Source organism: uncultured Microbulbifer sp. (assembly GCF_947489355.1).
In the GTDB taxonomy this organism is placed as follows: domain Bacteria; phylum Pseudomonadota; class Gammaproteobacteria; order Pseudomonadales; family Cellvibrionaceae; genus Microbulbifer.
In genome coordinates this window covers 21,670-33,743 of record NZ_CANLDD010000007.1, presented here as the reverse complement: position 1 = coordinate 33,743, position 12,074 = coordinate 21,670, and the positions used below count along the sequence as shown (strand labels likewise).

Here is a 12,074-nt window from a genome sequence, read left to right as displayed (position 1 = left end):
TATCCAAAGCGGTCAAACGCCCTGTGGCGATGGCTAGCCACCTCGGGTTTCCAATAGCCTTAAACCACCACCAACTAATTTGAAAACTCCACTCTGGGGTCCCCAAAGTCCCGGCCCATATAATCCGGTGCACAGGGAATCAACTCCGCTGCAGGGATACCTGCGTCAATCAGGTATCGTTCCACCCGGCGGCTTCGCTCCTGTGCCAAGCGCTCAAACTCCTCCCGTAACATGATCGGCGGGTACCGGTAGAAATCAGCAAGCCTTCTACGATTGCCATTCAGTCCCAGTGTAGAGTTCGGGTATAGGGCATTCCAGTCCCTGGCATTGGCGATGCCACAAATACCCGGGCGTGCCTCCGGGTGCTTATGTAATTTGACCACCATCTGCTGCAACTGCGCTAGGGCCAGATTACTCAAGTGCGCACTGCCGGGGGCAAACTCTATAGAATCGAAAGACTTGGCGCGAAAGCGACCCCAGGCCAGCTTGGCCAGAAGGTAAATCCCGTAAGGTGTAAAATAACTGAACAGGGCATCCATAATGGCTTTTTGCAGCACGTCACTGAAGACATAGCTCAATGAAAATTTCGGATCGCGGATATCTCCGGTTACCGGCATACTAAATTTCACATTCCCCTGGCCATCCTTTAGAAGCCACAGAGCCACATTCAGGGGAATCATTCTGGATTTGACTGGCAACTGGTCATCCTCGCGTACACGCCGGATTTTGATTTTCTCCAGTTTTATCTCTGCAAGGGCATTTATCTGGTTGTCACGAATCCGGATATCCATCACTGCATCCATTTGGCCCTGCAATATCTTGTACCCAAGCAGCCTGGCCATATAGGGTGTGGCCGGTATCAGATTGATATTATCGAGATAGCTTGTCAGCTCGGCATTCCATTTGCGCCCACCCAGGTAATCGACAGTACCGCTCAGTTGTATTTCCCCAAATCCTCCGGGCCTGCCGTTTGCCACCACTATTGAGGGAGGGTGCTCACCGAGGTTGCTCATATCACTGACATTCATGTTGATATCGCGGATCGGTAAACGCGCCCGGAATTCACCCCGGCGATCCACCCAGGTAAAGGTGCCATGCCTCAGGAAGATATCGCCAATATGATAGAGAAAAGGGGAAGCGGCATTCTTCCTAAGGTGGATTTTATTGCCCTCATCCAGCCCTCGAAGTTCGGAGATCTGCTGTACGAGGGGGAATTCGCCGAAACGGTTGCGCACAAGGATCAGTCGCGGACGTAAAAAATCGACAGAAGCTATATTCAGCAGTCCGCGGTGGCGATCATAATGCAGGGCCCCGACCTGCAAAGATCTGAAATCCCCGCTCCAGCTGTGACGATCATAGTCCGGTGTGGTTTTTTCCCTTGGAAAAAAATGAAAGTGGACTGCCTCAAGCCAATCAAAGCGCCACTCCCTCTTATTGGCAAGAAACCGGGACAAGTGAATACTCTCTCCTTCCGCCAAAAGTTTGCCCTTGCGGGAAAACAATTGAATCTCATAACCATTCAGCACAGTAATCGACAGTCCATCCCCAGCCCTAAACTGTCCTTCCAGTTCCAGCGTCCCCAATGCAAAACAATGATTCCCCGTTTTAAGATAACTTTGGGTTATACAACTGGATAGTTGCTGTATATGCAGCTGCTGCGCAGCAATCTGGCCAGAACCAAAGCGCAGCTTAGCGACCAACAGTTTTTCCACCTGTAACAGTTTTGCCGGTAAATCCATCGGCAAATTCGCCGCACTCAGCCGCACGTCATCGGCGCGAATATCCGAAAACACGGCACCTCCCCCTTCCTGCAAGCCCGACCGCTCAACCCCACCCAGGCTGAGTGGACCCACCCGATAGCAGGGAGCGAGGTGCGAGTCTCGAAACAATCCCGCTGGCAGGCAACCGCTGGCAGCCCCCACCTGAAGCAGGAACGCCCCTCCCACAGAGAGGTTATCCAATTGAAAACGGGTTATCCGCAAAGGCTCTCTGTCCCTCTGCGCCAAAGAAAGACCCACCAGCTCCAGTGAACCGTCAATCGCAAACGGTTTGATCAGGGAAAGGGTTTGCGCGCTGGCAATCGTCAACTGATCGAGCCCATAACAGCGTTGGGTATCCCCCGGCCCGGCCCGCTCAAGCAGTTCGATGCTGACTGTTTTGCCGGATTCAGGTGTGCATACACGGGTATTTAACACCCGGAAATCCGTCACAGAGAAGTGAACATCTCTCTTCCAGATAAAGCGCTGCCAACTCAGTTGCTGCAAGCCGGCCTGCAAGTAGTCACCCCCCTTCTGCCAGAAAGCGATTGGCCGGCTTTTCATTGGCCCCAGAGACACGTGGGCCACATCCGGTTTGAGTCCGATCCGAATCGGTTCTCCACGAAATTCCAGTTGGAGTGTTTCAATGCAGTCCGCCAGCGGTACCCCGTCCTGTCTTTGGCGCATCAGGGTGTTAAGGCCGCAAAAGAGAATATTGTCAACCTGCAAGTTATAGAGGTCGAGGGTGTCGGGGGAAAACGCCATCCGCTCTATGGACAATTTTTCAAATTGCCAGAGCGGCTCTGCCTGGGCCGCGGTTTTTAACTCCGTTTCACCCACTGAAACACCACTGTTTCCAACGGCATTGAGATTCCGACTCAACAGACAGCGCGGCAGTTTTTTCGGGTAGCGGACCGGGTATGGCAGGCAGGCAAAAACTGATTCCACCGACCATTTCTCCATTTTCACACTGGAGGTTTCGGCTCCGTTGCGGGACCAGAATAAAGCAAGCACCGGTATCGAGAGTTGTTGAATATCCAAATTTGCTATATCACCCGGCTCCAATAGCTGCAGTTGCGCGAGTTGGGACCCATCCAGGTTCGCAGCTACCCGCGCAGGCCCCACCTGCACATTGAATTTTTCCCCCAGTTGCAATTTTTTTAAAATCACACAGTGGATATTAAGGGGGGACATTCCCTCAGTAGTCGGCAGGCAGGCATTCAGGGCATCCAGGGAGACATTCGGCAGAGCGATATAACTGCTGTCGAGAGGGGGTAAGGTATGGCGTATTCTGGCGCTGGGCAGCGTTAGGCTGGATAAACGCAAAAGAGACTCGCCCTGCGCCGTGCTTGCCAGGGCGCGCTCAACAGACAACCCTGCAGCGGCGATATCCAGTCCGTCCTGCCAGGCGATCAGCAGCGGGCGTTCCTGGCGCAACTCACGCAGGTCAAAACAGACCGGCATTCGCTCGGGCGCCGGTGATGCCCGGTAGATAACCCTCGCCCAGCTGCCCGGCAGGCAACCATCCAACCGCTGCAGGAAATTCCTTTGCAACCTGAAATTGGGCGCATCAATAGAAACTGGGGCTGTCTCTTCGCTCCCAGGCTCCAAGCCTTCGGCTTGGGCATCCAAACGGCCTTTTTCCTTGCCGTAATCTGCCTGGGCTGCCGCCGGTGTACCCGACCCCTGGCCCGCATCCGCCCAGGGGCTCGCTACCGCTGTGCGCCGGTAATACCCCTCGCCAATATCAAGCTTCTGCAGTAAAAGCCCTTTGTTGCCCTCGACCGAATCACTCAACTTCAATCGCTGCAGCTGTAACTGACCAAAAATGGCATAGGCATCTGCCCCGTGTTGCCAGGCGAAATTGCCGCGCCCGTCGAGGTTATTCAACTCAGCACATAGGGATTGCCAGCCCTTGGGCAGTAAACCTTTCGAAAGACAGCCGGAGAGGGACTGCAGGGTGAAATCCGAAATGGAGAGGGGGGTACCGGCAGCCAGGGTATCAAGACTGTGCCACTTCAGTTTTTGCAGTTGTAGCTGTTCCTCCCCCAGACCTTCCAGCCTGAAGTGCGCGAGACTGAGCAAGCCACTGGCAAACCCCCAAGGCACCTTTTTTGCAATCGAGCCAAACCGCAATGCCACGCTTTCGTCACCGAGCAGACCGGCCAGGCGCACGCATTGGTCAGGCCTTTGCCACAGTGCGCCGGCAACACAGCCGTTGGCGCTGTCAATCCGCAGACTGGCTACCGACAGAATGCGACTGACAATATCAAATTCGAGCGGACCGAAAACGGCCTGCTGTACTGTCAGTGGGTTATTGCGTGGGCGAACCATATCCAGATAGCGCATCTGCTGCACACGGCTGGGCCCGGTGGTTACCTTGAGGCGGTGGCGCCAGTCAAAGGTGGTAGCTTCAGGCAATTGCAGGGTCTTGGCGCGAAAACAAAAATGATGATTTGTGTTGCGCAAATCCCGGGGGCACCAGTCAAAATCGGTAGCGCCTGCCCGACGCCAGCGCAGATGCTGGGTCGAGCGAACATAATCGAAGGCATTAATGGCGATGGTCCCGGCTCGCCAGTCCTGCCAGCGCTGATCACTGCGCCGTAGCAATATCTCCTCGCCGCGCGCACGGTGCCAATGCGCAAACCCTGTAAGGCCAAAGCCGAATTTCAGGTCGCCCTCGGCGGACAGATGGCGCGCAGCCGCACAGTGCCCGATCAGCCGCTGCAAGCCGCTCAGGGCATCGGCCCATTGTTGTGGCGGGCAGCTGGCAAAAAATGCCACTTGGAAAGATTCGGCGGCTGTGCGCAGACTGGGCCAGCGAAAATTTCCGCCATCCAAAGACAGGTGCGCCAGCGTGGTATTGTATTCCGGTGCCCCTTTTATTTTTGCCAGCAACTCGTGCAGTTGGATTTCCGCGGCGTCAATCGTCACTTTGAGAGGCGCCTCTCCCTTGCGCCATAACGCCAAGCGGAAATCCCGCGCGTACATATTGCCAATATGGGCACAGGTCGGCGCCGTCCATGCCGGGCGGTACCGATAGCAGATTTTGCTGTCTTGTACCTTTGCCCTGCCGATAGCCAGATGGAAATCGCGATCCCTGGATTTGCCCCGGCCCAGATTCCAGCCCCCCACCTCCCAGACCTGTTGTAATGCATCCTGGGTGGATTGCAAATCCAGGGAGGCACCGCTGACCGAGGCGCGCGCCAGTTGCACACGCCCTCGCAACAGTTGCCACCAACTGTAATCCAACATCACTTCGCGCGCAGAGAACCCCCGCCCTTCGCTGTTGAAGGCGCGCGCACCCACAACGATAACGCGCAAATCCAGCGGGGATACCCGTAGATAATCGGCGTGAAAGTCCAGGCCCCGCTGCACAAGCCACGCACTGGTCTTATCCCGCACAAGACCCGAAGCCGCAATCGATAGGCCCTCCACCAGCAATAATCCGCCAATCAGCCACCACAGGAGACAGGTAAAAAAGGTGTTTTTTTGAGTCAGCTCTGGTGGCATTGAAAAATAGCGCCCCTCAGTCAATAAAGCGCAAGCGGCAACGAGGGCCAAACCCATAAAGTAAAGACCAGCACCTGTGTATTGTTTTACCCTGGCGCTACGATTCACGATAATAGTGTGCTGCGTCGCGCTATGGGTCGCGTTCGGCGCTGTGCTGTCTACTATTTATCCAGAAATGTCGTCGCGCAGCGGGAAATTTTAGCTGGCGGGTAATTGTTTGACGGCAAGCACCATGCCATCAAGTTGTCAGCGAGTGAAAATGCAGAAGTACCCGAATTACCAGGATATCGTTCTGGTTGGCGGCGGCCACGCCCACGCCATTGTGTTACAGATGTGGGCGATGAATCCGCTGCCAGGCGCACGCCTGACACTGGTTTCCCCTCAGGTCCAAACTGCCTACTCGGGCATGTTGCCGGGTTTGGTGGCGGGCCACTACGCCCTGGACGATACCCATATTGACCTGGCGCGTCTCTGCCGCGCTGCCAGCGCACGTTTTGTGCAGGCATGTGCCCACCAAATTGACCCCGTGTCGCGCAAAGTCTCATTGCTGGGACGCCCGCCGCTGGAGTACGACCTGCTCTCCCTGGATGTCGGTGCGACCCCGGCGCGGGAACTGCCCGGCTCCGAGCTCGCGATGCCCATCAAGCCCATCGGGCACTTTTTCCGTTTCTGGCAAAAGCTGCAGGAGCAGGTGCAGAAAACCCATGCCCCCCTCAAGCTCGGCGTAGTCGGCGGCGGCGCCGGGGGCTGTGAACTGGTCATGGCCATGGCGCATGCGCTGGGGGAACAAGTGCTTTGCGGGCAGGTGGAGATCCACCTGATCCACGCAGGGGACAAAATACCCCAGGACTATCCGGCCCTTGCGCGCAAGTTGACCATGCGCGAGTTAGACAGACTCGGAGTGCATCTGCACCGCCACTGGCCGGTGGCGGAAATTACCGAGCTGGGTGTGCGCAACGACCGCGGGGAATTGCTAGAGCTGGATCGGGTACTGCTCTCCACCAACGCCTGCGCCCCCCCCTGGCTGGCAGACTCCAGGCTGGCACTGGATGAAAAGGGGTTTGTCCTGGTGGACTGCAAGTTGCGCGCCCAGGGGCGCCAGGAGGTCTTCGCCAGCGGCGATGTGGCCAGCTTCTCCGCACAACCGCTGCCGAAGGCCGGTGTATACGCTGTGCGTCAAGGCCCCATCCTGTTCCACAATTTGCGCGCCACGCTTACCGGGCAACCACTGAAGGTCTACCGCCCGCAGAAGCGCTTCCTCAGCCTGCTCTCCTGTGGTGGCAAGCGCGCTATCGCTGTGCGCAACAGTATCGCTGCAGCCGGCGATCTCCTGTGGCGCTGGAAAGACCATATAGACCGCAGTTTTATGCGGCGCTTTAGCGACCTGTCGGTGGCCGCGGAGGAAATGTCGGAAGCGCAACCGCGCGAAGTGCTGACGCAGCGCGCTGGAATTTCATTGTCGGGTATGCGCTGCAATGGCTGCGGGGCGAAAGTGGGTTCCGAAGTCTTGCGCCGGGCCCTGGAAAAACTACCGGTACAACAATCTGACTATTTACTGCGCGGCGTGGGCGACGATGCCGCAGTCCTGGATCTGCCCGCAACACAACTGCTGGTGCAAAGCTCGGACCAACTGCGCGCACCTGTGGCGGATCCCTGGCTATTTGGACGCATCGCAGCCCAACACGCACTGTCGGACCTCTTTGCCATGCACGCCCGTCCAGTGAGTGCGCAGGCCCTGGTGACCCTGCCCACGGCGGCGGCAGAAATTACCCAGCGCGACTTGCAGCAATTACTGGCCGGTGCCATTTTTGAGCTCAACCGCCACAACTGCGCCCTGTCCGGGGGACATACTGCCGAGGGGGCGGAAATGCAGTTGGGGTTCACCGTCAACGGGCTGGCCGAGCGGGATCAGTTATTGGAAAAAAGCGGCGCCCGCGCCGGGGACTGCCTGATTTTGAGCAAACCCTTGGGGGTGGGTACCATTCTCGCCGCCGAGGGCATGGGGGAGGCCCAGGGGCGCTGGCTGCAAAAAGCGCTGGACTGCATGCTGCAAAGCAACGCCGGCGCCGCCGAGATTTTCGCGCAAAACAGCGCCAACGCCCTCACCGATGTCACTGGCTTCGGACTGCTCGGACACCTATTGGAGATGCTCAGTGCAGACGGTCTCAGCGCCTCTCTGATTGCCGAGCGCCTGCCGCTGATTCCCGGAGCCGCGTTCTGTATTGAACGGGGCTGGCTTTCCAGTCTGCAACCGCAAAACGCCAGCGCCTATGCCTTTGTGGAAAATCCACAGGAGTGGCAGTCCCTGCCCCACTGGGCGCTGCTCACAGATCCACAGACTTGCGGTGGCCTGCTCGCTGCGATACCCGAGGGCAGTGCGGAGACCTGTGTCGATGCGCTGCTGCAAAGTGGCTGCGTCCAGGCATCGATTATCGGTGCGATCTCCCACTCAAGCCGGACGCAATCCCGGGTGCGCCTGTACAGGGATGGAGATTGGCGCCAGCTAACCGCCCAGGACAACGAGGCGGAACAAAGTCAGGTTTGAGTTGCCACCGGCATTGAGACGGGAGATACTGGCGTAAAAATAAACGCTGGCAAGTTAAAGTGACAGCGAAAAGGTCTTCACAGCGTGGGGGAGTCGGCTTTCATAGCAATCGACAGGAAGACCACCCACCATGAAAAACATTGTGATTGTCGGCGGCGGCGCCAGTGGCCTGCAACTGGCCACAAGGCTCGGGCACTATTTCAACCCCGCCCCCCGGTTGTGGCGACGGCGCAAGCCGCCCCTAGCTTGCGTCACTCTGGTTGATAAAGAGCGTACCCATATCTGGAAACCCCTCCTCCACCAAATCGCGGCTGGCGCGTTGGACGCCAATATGGCTGCTCTCAACTATCAGGTCCACGCCCGCGCCAATGGCTACGAATTCCAACTGGGCAGCTTGCAATCCCTGGACCGCAAACGCCGAACCCTTGAGCTCAGTGCAATACTGGATAACAGAGGCAATCCGCTGGTACCGGCGCGCAAACTGGAATACGACTACGTGGTGCTCTGTATTGGCAGCCTGGGCAATGATTTCAATATCCCCGGCGTGTACGAGCACTGCGTGTTTCTCGACAGTAGCGAGCAGGCGCAAAAATTCCACCAGCAACTGCTGGACCATTTCCTGTGCCTGGAAACCCATGTGGAAGAAAAACTACAAATTGCCATTGTCGGTGGCGGTGCCACTGGCGTGGAACTCTCCGCAGAACTGGTGGATGCGGGCAGGCAGATGGGACATTACGGCCGCATTCCTGCGGATGCCATCGAGGTCACTGTGATTGAAGCTGGGCCGCACCTGTTGCCCGCCCTGCCCCCGCGGTTGGGCGACAATGCCGAGCGCGAATTGGGCAAACTGGGTGTTCGGGTGCTGACAGGCTGTAGTATTGCCCGTGCCAATGCCACCGGCCTGACCACCCGCGATGGCGAGGAAATTCCCGCAGCCATCCGCGTCTGGGCCGCCGGAGTCAAGGCACCGGAGTTTCTCACCCGGCTGGATGGCCTTGCCACCAACCATCTCAACCAGATACAGGTGAAAACCACACTGCAAACCCAAAGCGATGCGCATATCTTCGCGATGGGCGACTGTGCCAGTTGTATCGATGGCCACGAACAGCGAGTGCCGCCCCGCGCGCAGGCTGCCCAGCAGATGGCGACGCTGGTCGCAGACAACCTCATCGCCCTGGCAGAAGACAAACCCCTGGAGCACTTTTACTACCGCGACCGCGGTTCTCTGGTTTCCCTGAGCAAGTTCACAGCAGTGGGCAACCTGATGGGGGCACTGGTGAAGGGCAGCCTCACCGTAGAGGGGCGCATTGCGGGCTTTGCCTACCGCGCGCTCTACCGAATGCACTTGGCGGCAATACACGGCTGGCCCAAAGCCATGTTACTTTACCTGGTCGGCCAGGCGAACCGGGCAGTGAGCCCCCGCTTAAAACTGCACTAGTCAGCGCTAAACCCAGACCATCCAACAGGACATAGTTACAGGGATGTACCGCTCGGCGCGAACACCGTAAAATTTCCGGGAGTTCCTGACTGCGCCAGCGAGAAACGCAAAATGCAGTATCAACGTATTGTGGTATTGACCGGGGCCGGTATTTCAGCAGAGTCGGGCATCCGCACTTTTCGCGGGGCCGATGGCCTGTGGGAAAACCACCGTCTGGAGGACGTGGCAACGCCCGAGGCATTCGCGCGCAACCCACAGCTAGTGCAACGCTTTTACAACGCGCGCCGCAAACAGCTTCTGTCCACACACATTGCCCCCAACGCCGCCCACCACGCACTGGCAGAACTGGAAAGGACGTTTGGGGGTGAATTTTTACTGGTTACGCAAAATATAGATGACCTGCACGAGCGGGCCGGCAGCCATCACTTGATTCATATGCACGGGGAGCTGCGTAAAGCACGCTGCAATACCAGCGGCGCGCTGTTTTCCATCAACGGCGATCTGGAGACAACAGATAAGTGTCGCTGCTGTAACCGCAGTGGCACCCTGCGTCCCCACGTCGTCTGGTTTGGGGAAATGCCCCTGCAAATGGACACCATCTACGACGCCCTGAGCCGCTGCGACCTGTTTATCAGTATCGGCACCTCCGGCAATGTCTATCCCGCAGCCGGTTTCGTGGAATGCGCGAACCAGGCGGGCGCGCACAGCGTGGAGCTCAATCTTGAGCGCAGCAATGTGGGAGACACCTTTGCCGAGCACCGCCAGGGGCCCGCATCAAAAGTTGTCGACACCTATGTGCACGAACTGCTGGGTTAGATCCCGATCAGGATTGCTTACCCGCTGCATCGCTCTCCGGCTCATCAGCGAGCACCCTACCGTTCTCGGCGCCGTTACACTGTAGCAGGGTGATCACTTTCCCCGCAAACGCGGATAACAATACAGAGATGATCGCACCCATTCGCCGCCCTGATCGGTTCGCCCTGTTCACCAACGAGCAGCGCTAACAGTCCGTACGCCCGGCAATACATACAGAAAAATACGCCCTGTCAAAAAAACGACACATAGCTCTGCAGAAAATGATGGGGAAAATAAGCCTTTACGCCTTGGAAAACAAAAATAGTTACCCAAAACTTAAAAATGTCATAAAAAGAAAAGCGACGAGAAATACCCGGCACCGGCCAACCGGTACCGAGGCAGCAATCACATCCGGATTAAATCTTCCATTCCCTTACGGTGTCCAGTTCGTATTCATCAATCCACTGATTCAGGGCTTTTGGATTGCGCTTTTTCTTTTCTACAGTGGCGCCGGTGTAGGGGTTGCGGTAGTGGCCGGTTTCCAGTTTGGGCTCGGCAGTTTTGCTTGCCGATGCCACGCGGCGGCCGCGGCGGGGCGCGCCCCCCTCTCTCTTCAGGTGACGGGCGACGCGGGACTTCAAGGTCTGAATATAGTCCGGTGCGTCCTCGTCATTCAACTGGGAAACCAGCCATTCAACGACCAAATCGCCACGCGCTGCAAAAAAGTCCTCTTCTTCCATCCGATATTCGGCGGCCAGGTTAACCAGCGCCTTATCAAAGGCAATAACGCCCTCTTTTATGCGCTCTGCCTGAGCCATTTGCTCTTGCAGTTCTTCAATTTTCGCCTGGTGTTCGGCGATTTGTTGTTCAAGCTGTTCGTATTGCTGAAACATCCAATAAACCTCAACTACGGTTATTAAAAACAAGGGTATTTCTGTGTCGTTAAACGGCACAACATCGGGTTCCGGGTATCCGAAATATAAAAGTCATTCAACAACACTGCTGCTGCCAGGCTAGAGGCAATATAGCGGTATTATTTTCGGCAACTTGCGCATTGGCCCAAACCAAAAGCAGATACCGCAGCGCTGGTGGAACCCAGCGCTAGATATATCCGACATCCGGCGAACATTGAATAACCATCCTTGAAAGACCAGTGCAACCAGGCTGCATTACCAGTATTGCAAAAACGTCCGCCGACACCTGTTTGTGTTGAATCAATATTAAAAACCAACCGAATCAGTCAACATGCCCGAATCGCTGACGATTACTATAGTTTTCGGTCGGGGCCGCGAATAATAATGTTTCGCTGGCAAATATCAACTCTTTACCACCCACTAACTGAATATAATACCAATCTTCATCCCTATGGGGACTGAAAAGTAATAAAGGCGGGCTTATCTCCCTGGATAAGGGATATTCATCCGTGCTTGAATTGGCTATATTGTAGCAGCAGTCACCAATTGCAAATAATCAACCTGACCTTTGCCATACCCAGCACTTATTGCCAAAAACAATTGGATAATCACACTTAGCCATGTCCAGTTCCCACCACTCCCACCATATGCCCACTCTGGCAGCACTGATGACCCCTTTTCCCTACCATATCGATATGGAAGCCACGGTCGAGGAAGCCGTGGCAATGATGGATGAACACGGAGTGCGCCACTTGCCGGTAACCCGTTCGGGCGAACTGGAAACCGTCATCTCCAAAGGGGATATCGAAAGAGCCCATGCCCCCGGACACCGTCTGGAGGAACAGCAGCTCTACGTCCACGACCTCTGTGCACGGAGACCTTTTGTTGCAGATATCCACGACCCCCTGGATAAGATCCTGCTGGCCATGGCCGACACGGGTATCGGTTCGGTGCTGGTGATGCGCGAGGGAGAGCTGGTAGGCATTGTCACAGTGACGGATGTGCTGCGTTTCTGCAGCAAGTATTTGGCGGAGCTTGCCCAGCCGGTGGACGACTCCATTGCCTGAATCCAGCCCCTGGCCGCCGGGCCTATCCCCTTGACAGTACCCGGC

General features: G+C 56.6%; 7 protein-coding genes. 4 read left to right on the top strand and 3 right to left on the bottom strand.

What is annotated here, in order from left to right; translation table 11 throughout:
* Nucleotides 1-74 precede the first annotated feature (74 nt).
* The gene (locus Q1A48_RS05070) at nucleotides 75-5,270 is read right to left on the bottom strand and encodes a DUF748 domain-containing protein (protein ID WP_299942078.1); all 5,196 of its coding nucleotides are present in this window, start codon (nucleotides 5,268-5,270) and stop codon (nucleotides 75-77) included.
* 259 nt (nucleotides 5,271-5,529) lie between these two features.
* Here Q1A48_RS05070 and selD point away from each other — a divergent pair, with 259 nt between their 5' ends.
* From selD to cobB, 3 genes are all read left to right on the top strand, one after another.
* Nucleotides 5,530-7,815, top strand: coding sequence for a selenide, water dikinase SelD (gene selD / locus Q1A48_RS05065; RefSeq protein WP_299942077.1), 2,286 nt, complete (start codon nucleotides 5,530-5,532; stop codon nucleotides 7,813-7,815).
* Nucleotides 7,816-7,945: 130 nt separating this feature from the next.
* The gene (locus Q1A48_RS05060; RefSeq protein ID WP_299942076.1) at nucleotides 7,946-9,253 is read left to right on the top strand and encodes an NAD(P)/FAD-dependent oxidoreductase; all 1,308 of its coding nucleotides are present in this window, start codon (nucleotides 7,946-7,948) and stop codon (nucleotides 9,251-9,253) included.
* Between the two features lie 111 nt (nucleotides 9,254-9,364).
* Complete coding sequence (cobB, locus tag Q1A48_RS05055) at nucleotides 9,365-10,069, top strand: Sir2 family NAD+-dependent deacetylase (protein ID WP_299942075.1); 705 nt, start codon at nucleotides 9,365-9,367, stop codon at nucleotides 10,067-10,069.
* A gap of 7 nt (nucleotides 10,070-10,076) precedes the next feature.
* Here the strand turns inward: cobB and Q1A48_RS05050 are convergent, their stop codons facing one another.
* Both Q1A48_RS05050 and Q1A48_RS05045 read right to left on the bottom strand, forming a co-directional pair.
* On the bottom strand, nucleotides 10,077-10,211 hold the full coding sequence (locus Q1A48_RS05050) for a hypothetical protein (protein WP_299942074.1): 135 nt from the start codon (nucleotides 10,209-10,211) through the stop codon (nucleotides 10,077-10,079).
* 253 nt (nucleotides 10,212-10,464) lie between these two features.
* On the bottom strand, nucleotides 10,465-10,941 hold the full coding sequence (locus Q1A48_RS05045; RefSeq protein WP_299942072.1) for a hypothetical protein: 477 nt from the start codon (nucleotides 10,939-10,941) through the stop codon (nucleotides 10,465-10,467).
* A 641-nt stretch (nucleotides 10,942-11,582) separates the two neighbouring features.
* On the opposite strand from Q1A48_RS05045, the gene Q1A48_RS05040 reads away from it, so the two are divergent.
* A complete protein-coding gene (locus Q1A48_RS05040; RefSeq protein ID WP_299942070.1) occupies nucleotides 11,583-12,029 on the top strand; it encodes a CBS domain-containing protein in 447 nt (148 codons plus the stop codon).
* The last annotated feature ends 45 nt before the right edge of the window (nucleotides 12,030-12,074 follow it).